The organism is Nocardia puris, from assembly GCF_036051655.1.
In the GTDB taxonomy this organism is placed as follows: domain Bacteria; phylum Actinomycetota; class Actinomycetes; order Mycobacteriales; family Mycobacteriaceae; genus Nocardia; species Nocardia puris.
In genome coordinates this window covers 2,795,521-2,812,819 of record NZ_CP107943.1, presented here as the reverse complement: position 1 = coordinate 2,812,819, position 17,299 = coordinate 2,795,521, and the positions used below count along the sequence as shown (strand labels likewise).

The 17,299-nt window shown below is 70.7% G+C and carries 12 protein-coding genes; 3 read left to right on the top strand and 9 right to left on the bottom strand.

Going from position 1 to position 17,299, the window contains the following annotated elements:
- Positions 1–123 precede the first annotated feature (123 nt).
- The 6 genes from purH to sucC all read right to left on the bottom strand — a co-directional run bounded on the left by purH (position 124) and on the right by sucC (position 7,498).
- Complete coding sequence (purH, locus tag OHB21_RS12445; RefSeq protein ID WP_067510713.1) at positions 124–1,707, bottom strand: bifunctional phosphoribosylaminoimidazolecarboxamide formyltransferase/IMP cyclohydrolase; 1,584 nt, start codon at positions 1,705–1,707, stop codon at positions 124–126.
- Positions 1,704–2,336, bottom strand: a complete 633-nt coding sequence (purN, locus tag OHB21_RS12440; protein ID WP_067510712.1) for a phosphoribosylglycinamide formyltransferase — start codon at positions 2,334–2,336, stop codon at positions 1,704–1,706. The genes purH and purN overlap by 4 nt, the downstream gene beginning before the upstream one ends.
- A gap of 132 nt (positions 2,337–2,468) precedes the next feature.
- The gene (locus tag OHB21_RS12435) at positions 2,469–4,055 is read right to left on the bottom strand and encodes a cell division protein PerM (RefSeq protein ID WP_195142361.1); all 1,587 of its coding nucleotides are present in this window, start codon (positions 4,053–4,055) and stop codon (positions 2,469–2,471) included.
- A gap of 98 nt (positions 4,056–4,153) precedes the next feature.
- Entirely contained in the window at positions 4,154–5,206 is a 1,053-nt protein-coding gene (locus tag OHB21_RS12430) for a DUF5336 domain-containing protein (RefSeq protein WP_195124696.1), read from the bottom strand.
- A 185-nt stretch (positions 5,207–5,391) separates the two neighbouring features.
- Positions 5,392–6,306 (bottom strand): succinate--CoA ligase subunit alpha, encoded by a 915-nt coding sequence (gene sucD / locus OHB21_RS12425; RefSeq protein WP_067510709.1) that lies wholly within the window; start codon positions 6,304–6,306, stop codon positions 5,392–5,394.
- A 25-nt stretch (positions 6,307–6,331) separates the two neighbouring features.
- Positions 6,332–7,498 (bottom strand): ADP-forming succinate--CoA ligase subunit beta, encoded by a 1,167-nt coding sequence (gene sucC / locus OHB21_RS12420; RefSeq protein WP_067510708.1) that lies wholly within the window; start codon positions 7,496–7,498, stop codon positions 6,332–6,334.
- Between the two features lie 843 nt (positions 7,499–8,341).
- Between sucC and OHB21_RS12415 the strand changes: the two genes are divergently transcribed.
- Positions 8,342–9,394, top strand: a complete 1,053-nt coding sequence (locus tag OHB21_RS12415) for a M23 family metallopeptidase (protein WP_324192246.1) — start codon at positions 8,342–8,344, stop codon at positions 9,392–9,394.
- Between the two features lie 667 nt (positions 9,395–10,061).
- Positions 10,062–11,444: a DUF1731 domain-containing protein gene (locus OHB21_RS12410; protein ID WP_195142362.1), complete on the top strand. Its 1,383-nt coding sequence runs from the start codon at positions 10,062–10,064 to the stop codon at positions 11,442–11,444.
- 484 nt (positions 11,445–11,928) lie between these two features.
- Here OHB21_RS12410 and OHB21_RS12405 read toward each other — a convergent pair whose 3' ends face one another.
- Positions 11,929–12,354 carry a hypothetical protein gene (locus OHB21_RS12405; RefSeq protein ID WP_195124693.1) on the bottom strand — a complete coding sequence of 142 codons (426 nt, stop codon included), beginning with the start codon at positions 12,352–12,354 and terminating at the stop codon, positions 11,929–11,931.
- A gap of 55 nt (positions 12,355–12,409) precedes the next feature.
- A complete protein-coding gene (pcrA, locus tag OHB21_RS12400) occupies positions 12,410–14,983 on the bottom strand; it encodes a DNA helicase PcrA (RefSeq protein WP_195142363.1) in 2,574 nt (857 codons plus the stop codon).
- A gap of 366 nt (positions 14,984–15,349) precedes the next feature.
- On the opposite strand from pcrA, the gene OHB21_RS12395 reads away from it, so the two are divergent.
- A complete protein-coding gene (locus OHB21_RS12395; protein WP_067513367.1) occupies positions 15,350–15,649 on the top strand; it encodes a chorismate mutase in 300 nt (99 codons plus the stop codon).
- Positions 15,650–15,772: 123 nt separating this feature from the next.
- Here the strand turns inward: OHB21_RS12395 and OHB21_RS12390 are convergent, their stop codons facing one another.
- Positions 15,773–17,227, bottom strand: a complete 1,455-nt coding sequence (locus tag OHB21_RS12390) for an NAD-dependent succinate-semialdehyde dehydrogenase (RefSeq protein WP_195142364.1) — start codon at positions 17,225–17,227, stop codon at positions 15,773–15,775.
- Between the last annotated feature and the right edge of the window lie 72 nt (positions 17,228–17,299).

Below are 17,299 nucleotides of genomic sequence, written 5' to 3'. Positions count from 1 at the left end.
TCCTCGAAATGCATTGCTACCGCGCGATATAGCGGATGCCGATCGGGAAGTTCTCTCGGACATGTGACCAAAGACAGCGAGGGCGAACGCCTATCGCGTCCGCCCTCGCCGCAGAAACCTCGCTCAGTGCGCGAAGTGCCGCGACCCCGTGAGGTACAGCGTGACCCCGGCCTCCTTGGCCAGGTCGATGGTCTCCTGGTCGCGCACCGAACCACCCGGCTGCACGATGGCGCGCACACCGGCCTGGATCAACTGCTGCGGACCGTCCGGGAACGGGAAGAACGCGTCGGAGGCCGCGACCGACCCCTTGGCCCGGTCACCCGCGCGCCGCACGGCCAGCTGCACCGCGTCCACCCGGTTCACCTGGCCCATGCCGACGCCGACCGACGCGCCGTCGGTGGCCAGCAGGATGGCGTTGGACTTCACGGCGCGGCAGGCGCGCCACGCGAAGCCGAGATCGGCCAGCGTCGCCGCATCGGCGGGCTCGCCCGCCACCAGCGTCCAGTTCGCCGGATCGTCACCCTCGGCGTCGAGGATGTCGCGCTGCTGCAACAGCACGCCACCGCTGATCGGGCGCAGCTCCACCCCGGCCCGCCGCGGCGGCTCGGCGACGAGGATGCGCACGTTCTTCTTGCGCTGCAACACCTCCACCGCGCCGTCGGCGTAGGACGGCGCGACGATCACCTCGGTGAAGATCTCGGCGACCTGCTCGGCCATCGCGAGGGTCACCTCGCGGTTGGCCGCGATCACGCCGCCGAACGCGCTCACCGGATCGCAGGCGTGCGCCTTGCGGTGCGCCTCGGCGATATCGGCGCCGATCGCGATACCGCACGGGTTGGCGTGCTTGATGATCGCGACCGCGGGCGCGTCGTGGTCGAAGGCGGCGCGCCAGGCGGCGTCGGCGTCGGTGTAGTTGTTGTACGACATCTCTTTGCCGTGCAGTTGCCGCGCCTGCGCCAGGCCCGCGCCGCCCTCGTCGGCGGTGTAGAGCGCCGCCGCCTGGTGCGGGTTCTCGCCGTAGCGCAGCACCGCGGCGCGCTCCCAGGCGCCGCCCACCCACGCCGGGAACGGGGTCTCGGCGGGCTCGTCGGCCACACCGGGCGCGAGCACACTCGTCATCCAGCTCGCCACCGCGACGTCGTAGCTCGCGGTGTGCTGGAAAGCCTTGGCCGCCAACGCCGTCCGCTCGGCAAGGGTGAAGCCGCCCGCGGTCACCGCGGCCAGCACCGATTCGTAGTCGCCGCTGTCCACGACCACCGCGACCGACGGATGGTTCTTCGCGGCCGCGCGCACCATCGACGGGCCGCCGATATCGATCTGCTCGACGCACTCGTCGGGGGTCGCGCCACTGGCGACCGTCTGGGTGAACGGGTACAGGTTCACGACCACCAGCTGGAACGCCTCCACGCCCAGCTCGGTCAGCTGGTCGAGATGCTCCTGCTTGCGGGTGTCGGCCAGGATGCCCGCGTGCACGCGGGGGTGCAGGGTCTTGACCCGGCCGTCCAGGGTCTCCGGGAAACCGGTCAGATCCTCGACCTTGGTCACCGGGATGCCCGCGTCGGCGATGCGGCCCGCGGTGGAACCGGTCGACACCAGTTCGACGCCCGCCGCGTGCAGCCCGGTCGCGAGCTCCACGAGCCCGGTCTTGTCGTACACGCTCACCAGCGCCCTGCGGATCGCCTTGCGATCTTGGCTGCGCTCACTCACTGGCGTACCCGCTCATCTGGAATTACTGCCTTTCGTCCGTCGGAGACAATGCCTCGCGTCGCGACGGCGGCGACGACCTCCGCCAGCAACCGTCGCTCGACAACCTTGATGCGCTCGTGCAGGGTGGCCTCGTCGTCGCCGGGCAGCACCGCGACCGGCTCCTGCGCCAGGATCGGCCCGGTGTCGATGCCCGCGTCCACCAGATGCACCGTCGAGCCGGTGACTCGCACCCCGTAGGCGAGCGCGTCGCGCACGCCGTGCGCGCCGGGGAAGGACGGCAGCAGCGCGGGGTGGGTGTTGATGATCCGGCCGCCGAAGCGCTCCAGGAAGACCGGGCCGAGCAGTTTCATGAACCCCGCCGAGACCACCAGGTCGGGCTCGTGCGCGGCGACCGCGTCGGCGAGCGCGACATCCCAGGCCGCGCGGTCGGGGAAGTCCTTCAGCCGCACCAGGAAGTGCGGGACCCCCGCCGCCTCGGCGTGCTCGATGGCCGCGCAGGTGCGGTCGACGCCGACGGCGACGATCTTCGCGGGATAGCCGGGCGCGCTCGCCGCCTCCAGCAGAGCGCGCAACAGCGACCCGGTGCCCGAGGCGAGGACGACGACGGTGGCGGGCGCCGCGGCGGGCACCCACTGGGCGTGCGGAGACGTCAGCGCTCTACTCCCTGCGTATCGGGTGGCGGGTGGCGGAAACGAAGGCCGCCGACGTCAAAGCCTAGTCGGTGGGGGTGCGGGCACTTCCGGCCGGTGGTGGCGGCGGCGTCAGCGACGGCCGGGGGCGGGGTCGGGCTCCTGATCGGATTCGACCACCTCGGCGTCGACGATGTCGGCTTCCTGCGCGCGGGGTGGTGACGCGGTGACGGCGGGTTCATCGTCGACCAGTTCGGCGTCGAGGGCGTCGTCCTCGTCGTAGCGGTCGTCGTAGTTGTGGTGGTCGTCGTAGCCGTAGTGCTCGTCGTCCGCGCGGAGGTCGTCGTCGTAGTGGTCATCGTGCGCGCGGAGGTCGTCGTAATCGTCGTCCGCGTAGTGATCGTCGTAGTCGTCGTAGCCGTAGTGCTCGTCGTCGTACCGGTCTCCGGCGTAGCGATCGTCGTCGTAGTCGCCCGCGCCCGTATACGCCGTCCCGGCCGGGACGAGGAACCACCGGGCACAGACCAGGCCCACGTACCCCGCGACGGCCAGCCAGCCGACGCACGCCACCGCGAAGATCGGCAGGTGCACGCCCACCCGGCCGAACTCACCCAGCTCGCCACCGGCCAGTGCGGCGAGCAGCACCAGCACCACGGTCGCGATCCCGGCCGAGGTCAGCGTCGCCCACGGCGCGGTGATGCGGTCGTCGGAGGTGCGGGCGGCGTCCACACCGCCGAGCACGCCCACCGCCGCGGGAATCACCAGCAGCGCGGCCCACCAGACGGCGGCGGGCCCGGTCGGCACCGCGGCGACCACCGGCAGCGCGGGCACCGGGCCCCCGACAACGGAGAACAGGCCCACCGACGCGTCACCGAACCCGACCGTCGCGCCCATCAGCACGCCGAGCGAGCCCACCACCACGTTCGGCAGGTACGCCAGCGACAACAGCGTCAATCCGATGACGCCCCACGCGTTCCCCGCGCCGTCGTAGGTCTCGCCGATCACCGACCAGTGCGCGAGCAGCGACACCACCGTCACGGCCGCCGCGCACGCGAGCAGCCGCAGCATCGTGCGCCACGCGCCCACCGCGCCCGCGAGTGCCCAGTCGGGCACCGGCGCGAGCGCGAGCAGCCGCCCGCGCATGGTGGTCGCGATCCCGGCGCCGGCCGCGAGCAGATGCAGACCGCCGACCCAGGCGAAGGCCACCAGGGTGTTCGGCGGTTGCAGCGCCACCACCGCCGAGGCGTCCTCGGCCACGGCCGAGCACACCGCCGTCACCACCAGCGGGCCGCCGACCGCCGCGCCGACGACCCAGCCGATGTCGGCGCGCGTACTGTCCGCCCGAACCGCGTGGGCGCATTCGCGGAACGCGAGCCACAGCAGCAGCGCGGTGGGCAGCAACGGCAACAGGCCCAGCGTGGTCTTGCCGATCACCAGCGGAACCTGGTGCGCGGCCAGCCAGCTCGCGGCCATCGCCCCCGACGCGCCCGCCATCCCGCTGCCCGAGGCGAGCAGGGTGATCAGCACCAGCGCGATGATCAGCGTCAGCGCGAACGTCGCGGGCCGCGCCGCGACCAGCAGCAGCACCCGCGCGCGCTCCGGGGTGAGCGCGCCGAATCCCGGTTCGCCCGCCTCGGCCCGCGGTTCGCTACGCACGGCGGGCACCGATCCGGTGCGATTCCCGGTCCAGCGGACGAGAGTGTTCCGGGGTGGGTTCATGGCAACTCAGCGTGGCACCCTTCCCGAGTGACGAGGGGCAGGCGCGCCGCGAGCACCCACCCTGGCCGGGTAGGTGCTCGCGTGGGACCCGCATGGACTTACTTGTTGTCCTCCGACGGGCGGAACGCCTGCGTCGCGTCCGAGGCCGGGTCGGCCGGCTTCTCGCCGCCGAACGGCTGGTTCGGCTGGGCCTGCTGGCCGTAGCCCTGCTGGCCGTAGGACTGCTGCTGACCGGCCTGCGCGCCGCCGAAGTGCTGGGTGGCGGCGTCGGGCTGCTGCTGCGCCGGGGCCGCGCCGTAGGGCGAAGCCTGCTGCGGCGCACCGTAACCCGCGGGCTGCTGGCCGTAGGACTGCTGCCCGTAGGACTGGCCGGCCTGCTGGCCGTAGGTGGGCTGACTCGGCTGGCTCTGCTGGCCGTAGGACTGGCCCGGCTGACCGTAGGTCGGCTGGCTGGGCTGGCTCTGCTGGCCGTAGCTCTGCTGCCCGAAGGACTGGCCCGGCTGCTGACCGAAGGACTGACCCGGCTGGCTCTGCTGGCCGTAGCCGCCCTGGCCGTAACCCTGCTGGCCGAAGCCCTGGCCCTGCTGGCCCGGGTAGCCGCCCTGCTGCTGCGGCGCGCCGGCCGGCTTCGGGGCGGGCGCGGAGATGATGCCCGCGTCGAACAGCACCGCGACCACCGCGACCGCGGCCTGCACGAGTGCGAGCACGATCAGCACCCACGCGCCGAACTCGGTCTTGTAACCCTCGGGCAGCGTGAAGGTCTGGAAGAGCAGGGTGAGGAAGCCGGCCACCGAAGCCGCGGCGGCGGCGCCCTTCCACTCCTGCTTGGGCAGCACGGACAGGCCCGCGAGCAGACCGCCGAGCAGCAGCAGCGCCAGCGCGGGCGGGATCACCACGAAGCCGTTATTGCTGTCACCGGTGACGGTGATGCCCCCGCTCGACGCCTCCATCACCGCGAACGGCAGGAAACCGAGCAGGAAATTGATCGCGCCGAGCGCGGCGACACCGACCACCAGCAAGAACGGCAGGCCCTTGGCATCGGAACCGGAAGCGCTCGCGCCGGTACCACCGCCGGCCGTCGAAGCGGGGCTGGCCGGTGTGGAGGGCGTCGCGGGTGTGTTGTACCCGGAGCCCCCGGTCGGGTATGACATGTCGTCGTCTCCTACGTCGAGTCGTTGTACTTCGGCTGGATCGCTCCTGACGCTACTGCACGAGCCCGCCGAGGTCACCCTCAACGAACTGGGCGTACGGCCACGAGTCGCGCGCGGGCCGCGAAAACCGGTGGCCGCCTTCCGCGATGCGAGCGGAAGACGGCCACCGGTGCGCAGCGTGCGGGTCAGGCGCTGACGCTCGCCTTCTCCAGGATCTCGCGGGCCAGCGCGGCGGTCTCGGACGGCGTCTTGCCGACCTTGACGCCCGCGGCCTCGAGCGCGTCCTTCTTCGCCTGGGCGGTGCCCGACGAACCGGAGACGATGGCGCCCGCGTGGCCCATGGTCTTGCCCTCGGGGGCGGTGAAGCCCGCGACGTAGCCGACCACCGGCTTGGTGACGTTGGCCTTGATGTAGGCCGCGGCCCGCTCCTCGGCGTCGCCGCCGATCTCGCCGATCATGACGATGAGCTGGGTCTCGGGGTCCTTCTCGAACGCCTCGATGGCGTCGATGTGGGTGGTGCCGATGACCGGGTCGCCGCCGATGCCGATGGAGGTCGAGAAGCCGAAATCACGCAGCTCGTACATCATCTGGTAGGTCAGCGTGCCGGACTTGGACACCAGGCCGATCGGGCCCTTGCCGGTGATGTTGGCCGGGGTGATGCCCACCAGCGACTCGCCCGGGGTGATGATGCCGGGGCAGTTCGGGCCGATGATGCGGGTCTTGCTGCCCTTCTCCAGGTTGTAGGCCCACGCGTAGGCGGTGTCCTGCACCGGGATGCCCTCGGTGATGACCACCAGCAGCGGGATCTCCGCGTCGATGGCCTCGATGATGGCGTCCTTGGCGAACTTCGGCGGGACGAACGCGATGGACACGTCCGCGCCGGTCTCCTTGATGGCCTCGGCGACGGTGCCGTACACCGGCAGCTCGACGGCGTTGCCCGCCTTGTCGGTGTGCGCGACGGTGGTGCCCGCCTTGCGCGCGTTCACACCGCCGACGATCTGGGTGCCCGCCTTCAGCATCAGCGCGGTGTGCTTGGTGCCCTCGCCGCCGGTGATGCCCTGGACGATGACCTTGGAGTCCTTGTTCAGGAAGATAGACATTCTCTTTGTCCTTACTCGGCCGTCGTCAGCGGGCGGCAGCCAGTTCGGCGGCCTTGTCGGCGCCTTCGTCCATTGTCTGCGCCAGCGTCACCAGCGGGTGCGCGGCATCGACGAGGATCTGGCGACCCTCTTCGACCTTGTTGCCGTCCAGGCGGACGACCAGCGGCTTGTTGGCCTCGGAACCGAGGATCTCCAGCGCCTTCACGATGCCGTTGGCCACGGCGTCGCACGCGGTGATGCCACCGAAGACGTTCACGAAGACGCTCTTGACCTGCGCGTCGTTCAGGATGACGTCGAGCCCGGCCGCCATCACCTCGGCCGAGGCGCCGCCACCGATGTCGAGGAAGTTGGCGGGCTTGACGCCGCCGTGGTTCTCCCCGGCGTAGGCGACCACGTCCAGGGTCGACATGACCAGACCGGCGCCGTTGCCGATGATGCCGACCTCGCCGTCGAGCTTGACGTAGTTGAGGTCGTTCTCCTTGGCCTTGAGCTCCAGCGGGTCGGTCGCGTCCTTGTCGGCGAACTCCGCGTGGTCCGGGTGGCGGAAGTCGGCGTTCTCGTCCAGGGTGACCTTGCCGTCGAGGGCCAGGATCTCGTCGGAGGGGGTGCGCACCAGCGGGTTGACCTCGACCAGGGTGGCGTCCTCGGCGACGAAGACCTCCCACAGCTTCTGGATGGTCACGGCCGCGGCGTCGAGCACCTCGGCGGGCAGGTGGCCCTGCTCGGCGATGGAGCGGGCGAAGGCGAGGTCGACGCCTTTGACGGCGTCGACGGGGACCTTGGCCAGCCGGTCCGGCTTGGTCGCGGCCACTTCCTCGATCTCCATGCCGCCCTCGACCGAGCACATGGCCAGGTAGGTGCGGTTGGCGCGATCGAGCAGGAAGGAGATGTAGTACTCCTCGGCGATGTCCTTGGCCTCGGCGACCAGGATCTTCTTGGTGATGTGGCCCTTGATGTCCAGGCCGAGAATGTTCGACGCGTGCGTGAACGCGTCCTCCGGGGTGGCGGCGTACTTCACGCCACCGGCCTTGCCGCGGCCGCCGACCTTCACCTGGGACTTGATCATCACCGGCTTGCCGATTTCCTCGGCGATGGCGCGGGCGTCGTCGGCCGTGTCCGTGACTCGACCCTCGGACGAAGGCACTCCGTGCTTAACGAAGAGCTCCTTCGCCTGATATTCGAAGAGATCCATGTACTCACCGTCTCGTCTGCGTTGTGATGACAACGTCTTTGTTGGCGGCCCGACGTCGGAGCGGGTCGGGTCGGACTCTAACCAGTCACATGGAGGGCCAAACGGCCACGTTCATCGTAAGTGGCGCAGGTCACGACCAGTTACCGAGGTCCCGAAAAACCGCTGGCCAAGGCTACTGATGAGTAGGCACGGACGCCGTGCCAGGTAGAACCCGAGAAGGGGCGATCTACTACATTCCGTCGTCGCGAGACCTCACTCGCGTGCCCCGAAAACAGTGAGTTATTCCGTGGCGTTACCGTGATGAATCTCACATGTTTGGACAGATCGGCCGCAGCGCTTGCGGACCCTGCAATCGTTTCGTTACCGTCATTGCGGTCGATGTCACAACTAGGTCACGACTCCGTTGTTCCAATGCTGAGGAGGACGGCAAACCTTGACGCACCACAGCGCACCGCAGTTGGTGAGCCGATCTCGAATCATGCCCGTGACCTCGCCGATATCGCCGCCCTGCCGAGCTCTCGGCGCCTCCACCCGTTTCACGATGTGGCTCCGCCGATGAATCCTCGCTCCACCCTGGCCGCCGGTGGCCGCGCGCGCTCCGGACATCGCTACCGCGACGACGACGAGCCGTTCGCCCACGCCGAGCCGAACAGACGCTCGTTCCCGTCGTCCAACCATCGCTACGGCACCGCCGCGCCCGCCGGATACGCGGGCACGCACCGCGACGCCGAGGCCCCGGCCGCCGCCTGGCAGGCCGACGCCGAATGGAACCGCCAGGACTCGTGGTCCGACGGCGGCGCCTGGAACACCGCGCGGAACTCCTGGACCCCCGACGCCGACGAGGTGTGGACGCCCGCCCCCGCGTCCGAGGGACGCTGGTCCCCCGACGCCGACAACGCGTGGACGCCCGCCGAGGACGACGCCTGGCAGCACGGCCGTGACGAATCCGGCCGCGACTGGTCCGCGCCACAGGGCGAATGGACTCCCGAATCTCAGGGCAGCTGGGCCCCCGAGTCCCAGGGCGAATGGGCCCCGGACGCGCAGGGCGAATGGGCCCCCGAGGCCGAGCGCGAATGGGACTCCGACAGCGCGTGGACCGAGGCCGGCGACGAGCGCCCGACCCCCACCGTCATTCCCGCACGCACCTCGCGCCGCCGCGGTGGCGCGCACCGGGTGCCCGCTCCGCCGACCGCGCTGAAGGGCCGCGCCGCGGTCGTCGCCGTCGCCGCGGGCGCGGTGGTCGCCGCCGGACAAGCCGCCAGCGCCTCCACCGACGAGCCGTCGCACACCATCGACTACGAGGCCGCGGGGCAGGTCCACGAGATCGCCGCGCAGTCGATCAGCCTGGCCGACCCGGCCGCCGCCGCCTCCCCCGACTCGCCGCAGATGCTCAACGTCACGGCCCCGTCCAATCTCGGTGAGTTCAACGAGATCCTGGAGAAGGGCCGCAAGTACGCCGAGGAGCTGGCCGCCGCCGAGGCCGCCAAGCTGCGCCCGCTGTTCGCCAGGTTCGCCGCGGGCAACTTCACCTCCGGTTTCGGCGCGCGCTGGGGTGTGCAGCACCTCGGCATCGACGTCGCGGGCCCCATCGGCACCCCGATCTACGCCGTCGCCGACGGCACCGTCATCGAGGCGGGCCCGGCGGCCGGCTTCGGAATGTGGGTGCGGATCCTGCACGACGACGGCACCGTCACCATCTACGGCCACATCGACACCGCCACGGTGTCGCAGGGCGAGCGGGTGCTGGCCGGCGACCAGATCGCCACCATGGGCAACCGCGGCTTCTCCACCGGCCCGCACGTGCACTTCGAGGTCTGGCTCAACGGCGTCGACAAGGTCGACCCGGTGCCGTGGCTGGCCACCCGCGGCATCAGCCTCGGCCAGATGCGCGACTGAATCCACGCGATCACTCGGCCTCAGGTCACCGGTCGGGCGCCGTGTTCGGTTATGCACCGGGGTGCGGACGGCCGTGCCCGGCTCGATCCACCGGGTGGGCGGCCGCGCATCCTCGCCGAATGTCGCGCCCTGGAATCCGCCCACCGCGGTCGCGGACTGCCGACCGGTCCGGTGTACAGCTCATCGGCTCCCACCCCGTCGCGGAGTCCCCTGTTCGGCACAGGCGGCCGTGATCAACAACGTGCATAGCGCACAGCGTCAGGTCGGCACAGCGGCAAGCGGCCGCCCGTCGCGACGAGAGGCGTTTCGGCGCTGGTGACGATTACGACGTCGCACCAGCCGACCAGTAGCCGTGGACCCTTTCCGCGCTACGTCGTGGCCATCGGTGGCACCATCGGACCGACGATGCGGCATCGTGGTCGGTACCCGTGCGGGTGCTGATCGACGCGGTGGACAGCCTTGCGCGTTGCGATGTTCGGCCAGAGAAGAGGCCACCACGCGCGCAGCACGTGAACGTGGTCGGCCCCCGCGTCGGATCGCCCGCACGCTCGATCCGGTGTGCTGATCTGCGCCCGGCACGTGCGCCTGGTCCCCGGTGTGACCACGCGCACCCGCGTGAGGAACGGCACGCTTCCCGTGCTCGGATTCGCGCATTAGCGTCGCCGATATGGCCGGTACAACGACGTACACCCAATTCCTCGCGCTGCCACCGGAAGTCGTCTGGCGGGTGGTGGGCGATCCCGCGCGATGGCCGGAATGGAATCCCGCCGTCGCTTCCGTGCGCCTGCGCGGCCCGCTCGCGGTCGGCGCGGAAGGCGACTATCTGCCGCGCGGGCGGTTCGTCGGCGCGCTGCACGGGCGCACCGCGCCGCCCTTCACGATCGCCGCCCTCACCCCCGAGCGCGAACTCACCCTCGAACAGCCCGAACCTGCCGGTCGCATGCGCCTCACCTGGCGGATCGAGCCCGTCGACGGCGGCACCCAGCTCACCCAGGAGCTGAGCTTCACCGGGCCGTCCGCGCCCGCCGCCCGCGCCATCGTGGCGCGGCTGCTCGAACACGAACCCCGCGTCTGCTTCGCCCGCTTGGCGCTGCTCGCCGGCATCGCGCCCGCCGCGGGAGCGCTCACCACCGTCATAGCGGGCGGCAGCGGTGCGCTGGGCCGCCAACTCGCCGCCGACCTGGTCTGCCGTGGGCAGCGGGTGGTGATCCTGACCCGTCGGCGCGATCCGAGCCTGCCGTTCGACCAGGCCGAATGGGACGGCCTCACCGTCGGGAAATGGGTTGCCGCCCTGGAGAATCCGGGTCCCACCGCGATCGTGAATCTGGCGGGCAAGCTGGTGGACTGCCGCCCGACCGAGCGCAATATCGCCGAATTGCGCCGCAGCCGTGTGGATCCCACACGTGCCCTGGTCGCGGCCGCCGCGTCGCTGCCCGCGCCGGTGGACCGGTGGATCCAGGCGAGCACCACCGCGATCTGGTCGGACGCGGGCGAAACCCGGTGCACCGAAACGACTCCGCTGCCCACCGGGCTGCCGCAGATGACCGGTGTGGCCGAGCCGTGGGAGCGCGCCGTCGAGGGCGCGAACACCGATCACCTCACGATCCTGCGCACGTCCATCGTGCTGGACCCGCACGCGCCCGCGCTGCGGCGGCTGTGCCAGCTCACCAAGGCCGGGCTGGGCGGCCGCGTGGGGCCCGGCGACCAGTGGTTCAGCTGGATTCACGTCGAGGACTGGCTCGCCGTCGTCCGCGCCGCCCTCGGCCTGGACCCGGCGCTGACCCTCCCGAGCGGAATCCTGGTGGCCGCCACCGATTTCCCGGTCCGCAACCGCGACCTGATGGCCGCCCTGCGCCGCCACCTCCACCGCCCACCGGCACCCCCGACCCCCGCACTCCTCCTGGCCCTCGGCGCCGTCCTCCTCCGCAGCGACCCGGCCCTCGGCCTCACCGGCCGCCACGCCACCTCCACGGTCCTGCGCGAAGCCGGCTTCGAATTCCGCTACCCAGATTTGGATTCGGCCCTCACCGACCTACTCCCCCACCGCTGACGGCGCCACGGCACAACAAGCTCGGCCGCAGACCCCGGACGATTCCGAGCGGAGACACGGACAGCGCCGCCGATCGCTCTCCGGCGCACGGAGACGCGCCAACGCGCGGCCCCAACGCAACCACTCCATTCACCCCGCCCGACAACATCTTCCGAGCGAAGCGAGAACAGAACTACAGTTCGCAGCCGTCCCCAATCGCGGCCGGCCATCGAGACCTTGCCCGAACCGACCCACGTAGCTGGACCGAGCACCGTAGCGAGGCGAACCGGGCCTCGGGATCGGTGGCAGCGAGTCGTAGCGCGCTAGCAGCGGTCCGGACTCCGGGCCGGGCAGTGCGCCGAGATACCCGGGCCTCCTCGCGGCGATCCAGCGCGGCGGAGTTCGGCTCACCGCGGACCTCAGCGCACGACGGCGCCAGGCCGCGCCCGCGACATCAATGCACAGCAGCGCGCCACTGTGGCTCGGCCAGCGACAGCCCCACCCCTCACGGCGCGGCGGCGACCGCCAGCCCGATCAGCGCCACCACTTTCCCCACTTCCAACCCGATGTACCAGAAGTGGGCGTGGGAGCGGGGTAGGTCTTCGCCGGCCAGGACGCGGTCGGAGCGGCGGGTGAGGACCGGGCGGACGAGCAGGATCTGGGCGGCGAGGAGGCCCACGGCCACCAGCAACCACACCCAGGTGGCAGCGGGGAGGCCGAGGATCAGGCCGGCGGCGACGAGCACCACGGCGAGCACGACCTCGACGGTGTTCAGCGCGCGGAACACCAGGCGGCCGATGCCGAGGCCGAGCGGCAGGGTGATTCCCGGCGCGCGGAACTTCAGCGGCGCCTCCAGGAACGAGATGGCCAGGACCATGCCGAGCCACACCATGGGGAGGAACCACACGAGATGCTGAGCGAGCCTGTCCACGCGCTGGACGCTACCGCCTGCCCACGGTGTGCGGCAGGGACCTACGGCCCTTGCGTCAGAGCTTGACCAAGGTCCGGCTGTACTGCGGAATCAGCCGGATCTTGCCCGCCGTGCCGAAGTCGATGGTGACCGTGGCCAGCGGGCCGAACCCGTCGGCGGAGATCACCCGGCCCAGGCCGTACTTGTCGTCGCTCACCCTGTCGCCCACTGCCAGCACCAGATCGGTGTTATTGCGCTTGGCCCCGCCCGGCGCGGGGCGGCGCGGGCCGCGATCGCGCACACCGGGCCGCTGCTCGGCCCAGCCGTCGCCGCGCGTCCAGTCGCGCTCCAGCCCGTCGTCCTCGCCGCGGCGGCGGATGCCGCGCGTGGCGGACGAGGGTTCCAGCCTGCGCCAGTCCATCAGGTGCCCGGGAATCTCCTGCAGGAACCGGGATTCGGGATTCGACACCGGCTGCCCCCACCCGGACCGCACCACCGCGCGCGTCAGGTAGAGCCGCTGCCTGGCCCGGGTGATGCCCACGTAGGCCAGGCGCCGCTCCTCCGCCAGTTCGGTGGGGTCGCCCAGCGCCCGCATGTGCGGGAACTGCCCGTCCTCCCAGCCGGTCACGAACACCACGGGGAATTCGAGGCCCTTCGCGGTGTGCAGCGTCATCATCGTGACCACGCCCGACCCCTCGTCCGGGATCTGGTCGGTGTCGGCCACCAGCGACACCCGCTCCAGGAACGCGGCCAGCGAACCGGGCTCCGGCTCGCCGTCGGCGAGTTCGGGCAGGATGCCCTCCTCCCGCGCGGCGACCGCGTTGTTGTACGCCTCGGAGCTGAATTCCCGTGCGACGCTGACCAATTCGTTGAGGTTGTCGAGCCGCGCGCCGTCTTGCGGGTCGTCGGAGCCCTCCAGTTCGGCGCGGTAGCCGGTGCGGTCGAGCACGGCCTCCACCACGTTGCCCACATCGGGGAAGTCGGTGTCGGCGCGCTCGCCCGCCGCCCTGATCTCCTCCAGCAGGTCGAGGAAGCCGGCGATGGCCCGCTGCGCGCGGGTGTTGAGCAGCGCCACCTTCCCGTCGGCGGCGTCGCGCAGCGCGGCGGCGAACCCGATCTCGCGCTGTTCGGCGTGCACCGCGACGCACGCCTCGGCGCGGTCGCCGATACCGCGGCGCGGGGTGTTGAGGATGCGGCGCAGGCTCACCGCGTCGTCGGGGTTCTCCAGCACGCGCAGGTAGGCGACGATGTCGCGCACCTCCTTGCGCTCGTAGAACCGCACGCCGCCGACCACCTTGTAGGGCAGCCCCATGCGGATGAAGATCTCCTCCAGCGCGCGGGAGTTGTTGTTCGTCCGGTAGAACACCGCGACATCGCCGTAGTTGGCGTCGCCGGTGTCGACCAGCCGGTCGATCTCGCGCGCCACGAACGAGGCCTCGTCGTGCTCGTTGTCGGCCACGTACCCGACGATCAGATCGCCGTCGCCGGAGTCGGTCCACAGCCGCTTCTCGCGCCTGCCCTCGTTGCGGGAGATGACCGCGTTGGCGGCGGAGAGGATGTGCTGGGTGGAGCGGTAGTTCTGTTCGAGCAGGATGGTCTCCGCGTCGGGGAAATCGCGCTCGAACTCCTCGATATTGCGGATGGTCGCGCCGCGGAAGGCGTAGATGGACTGGTCGGCGTCGCCCACCACGCACAGTTCGCTCGGCGGCACGCGGGGCGCGTCGGCGGGGGCGTCTTCATCCTCGCCCAGGGCGGCGGCCGCGCCCGCGTCGGCGTCGTCGGCACCGGAGGCGTCGGCGTCGGGACGGGCGGTGTGATGGCCGACCAGTTCGCGCACCAGGACGTACTGCGCGTGGTTGGTGTCCTGGTACTCGTCGACCAGCACGTGCCGGAACCGGCGCCGGTAGTACTCGGCGACCTGCGGGTGGTTCTGCAGCAGCGCGACGGTCTCGCCGATCAGGTCGTCGAAATCGAGCGCGTTCGCGGCGCGCAACCGGCGCTGATATTCGGCGTAGACCCGGGCCACCAGGGCGGGCAGTTCGGATTCGTCGGATTCCGCGTCGGCGGCCGCCTGTTCCGGACCGATCAGTTCGTTCTTCAGATTCGAGAGGGCCGTCGCCAGCAGCCGCGCCGAGTATTTCTTGGTGTCGATGTCGAAGTCGCGGCTGATCATGGTGAGCAGCCTGCGCGAATCGTCGGCGTCGTAGATGGAGAAATTGGAATTCATTCCCGGCAGCAGCGCCGCCTGCATGCGCAGGATGCGCACGCAGCTGGAATGGAACGTGGACACCCACATGGTGTTCGCGCGTGGCCCGACCAGGCCGATGACGCGTTCGCGCATCTCGGCGGCGGCCTTGTTGGTGAACGTGATGGCCAGGATCTGACCGGGCGTGACGCCGCGGGCGGCCAGCAGGTAGGCGATGCGGCGGGTGAGCACGGCGGTCTTGCCCGAGCCCGCGCCCGCGACGATCAACAGCGGCGAGCCGGTGTGGATCACCGCGGCCCGCTGCTGGGGGTTGAGCCCGTCGAGCAGGCGCTCGGCCTCGCCGGTCTGCTCGCGGTCCCGCTCGGCGCGGCGCGCGGCCTCGTCGGCGCGGCGCTGAGCGCGCGCGGCCAGGGATTGCGTCTGGGGAGCCACCGTGATGTCCATTGCCCATCCACGCTACCGGCGGGCACCGACACACCTGAAGCCCCCGGTCAGGTGCGGCCCGCCGGCTACCTTCCAGTGAACACCCGGAAGCGGTTCGGCGCCGCGAATCCGCCCGACCCGTTCTCAGCAGATTCACAAAAACTCGTGTTTTGCTTCGGTTGGCACGCGTGGCAGACTGGCCACATGATCAGCGTTGCCGCGACACGATCGCTCCGGTTACCAACCGGATATCGGTATCGCGGATTCCGTAGCTGACCGCACGCTGCTGGGGGGACTATGGATTGCCCACCAGGTCTGTTTCACGGTGAAAGAACCGGACGGTAACGCGTGACGCGTGACAACCGATCCACGTTCTGACACGAGGAGATGAATATGAGCACCCCTGCCACGACTACCGGGTCCGACGCGGCATTGCCGCAGACCGAAGCGGAGATCGACAAGCTCCGCAAGGAGATCGATCGGCTCGATGCCGAGATCCTGGCCGCCATCAAGCGCCGGACCGAGATCTCCCGGTTGATCGGCCGGACCCGGATGGCGTCGGGCGGGCCGCGGCTGGTGCACAGCCGCGAGATGAAGGTGCTGGAGCGCTTCAGCGAGCTCGGCCAGGAGGGTCACACCCTCGCCATGCTGCTGTTGCGCTTGGGGCGCGGTCGCCTCGGCCACTGACCTCGTGTTCCCAGCCGGCGCACGGCTGAACGAACCTCGCGGTGGCCGAGAGTCCACCGCCTCCCACAGGCCGCCCCGGGTGAAGTCCCCCGGGGCGGTCCTTCCATTTCGCGCGCGCCCCGCTCAGGTCAGCGCGATGTACTTGGTCGAGAGGTATTCCTCGATGCCCTCGATGCCGCCCTCGCGGCCGAAGCCCGAGGCCTTGACCCCGCCGAACGGCGCGGCCGGGTCGGAGATCACCCCGCGATTCACGCCGACCATGCCCGTCTCCAGTCCCTCGGCCACCCGCAGCGCCCGGTCCAGATCGCGCGTGTAAACGTAGGCGACCAGGCCGAATTCGGTGTCGTTGGCGGCGGCCAGCCCCTGCTCCTCGGTGTCGAATCCGACGATCGGCGCGACCGGGCCGAATACCTCCTCGCGCAGGATCCTGGCCTGCGGCGGCACGTCGGTGAGCAGGGTCGCCGGGTAGAACCAGCCCGGTCCGCCGGGTGCCTTGCCGCCGAGGCGCACCTGCGCGCCCGCCGCCACGGCGTCGTCGACGAGTTCGCTCACGGTGGTGAGCTGGTCCTCGTTGATGAGCGGCCCGAGGGTGGTGGACGGGTCGGCGCCGGGGCCGAGCACCACCGAATCCGCCATGGCCTCGGCCAGTTTCGCGGTGAACTCCTCCCGCACGCCGTTCTGCACGTGGAAACGGTTGGCCGCGGTGCACGCCTCGCCGCCGTTGCGCAGCTTGGCCAGCATCGCGCCCTGCACGGCCGCGTCCACGTCGGCGTCGTCGAACACCACGAACGGCGCGTTGCCGCCGAGCTCCATGGAGGTGCGCAGCAAACCGTGGGCGGACTGCTCCACGAGCTTGCGGCCGACCTCCGTGGAGCCGGTGAAGGTGAGCTTGCGCAGACGCGGATCGGTGAGCAGCGGCGCGGTGACGGCACTGGACCGTTTGGTGGTGATCACGGAGAGCACGCCGTCGGGCAGTCCGGCCTCCGAGCACAGCTTCGCCAGCAGCAACATCGTGAGCGGCGTTTCCGAGGCCGGTTTCACGATCATGGTGCAGCCCGCCGCCAGCGCGGGACCGATCTTGCGCGTCCCCATGGCGAGCGGGAAGTTCCACGGCGTGATGGCCAGACAGGGACCGACCGGCTGCTTGTGCACCATGATCCGCCCGGTCCCCGAGGGCGCGTGCAGGTAGCGCCCGTGTACCCGCACCGCCTCCTCGCTGAACCAGCGGAAGAACTCGGCGCCGTAGCGCACCTCGTTGCGGCTCTCCGGCAGCGCCTTGCCCATCTCGAGGGTCATCAGCAGCGCGAACTCCTCGGCGCGCGCGGTGATGCGCTCGTAGACGGTGCGCAGGATCTCGCCGCGTTCGCGCGCGGGCGTGGCGGCCCACTGCTCCTGCACGGCGACCGCCGCGTCGAGCGCGCGCACCGCGTCGCCCGGAGCGGCGTCGGCGACGTGGACCAGCACCTCGCCGTCGGCGGGATTGCGCACCGAGAAGGTGGCGCCCCCGTCCGCCTCGACGGGTCCACCGATCCACAGCTGCGTCGGCACGGATTCGAGTAGTTCACTCATCGACACCATGTCCGCCAGCCTAGGCCGCGCGGGCTCGCGCGCGGCCGGGAAATCCGGACACCCGAATGCGCGCCCGCACCG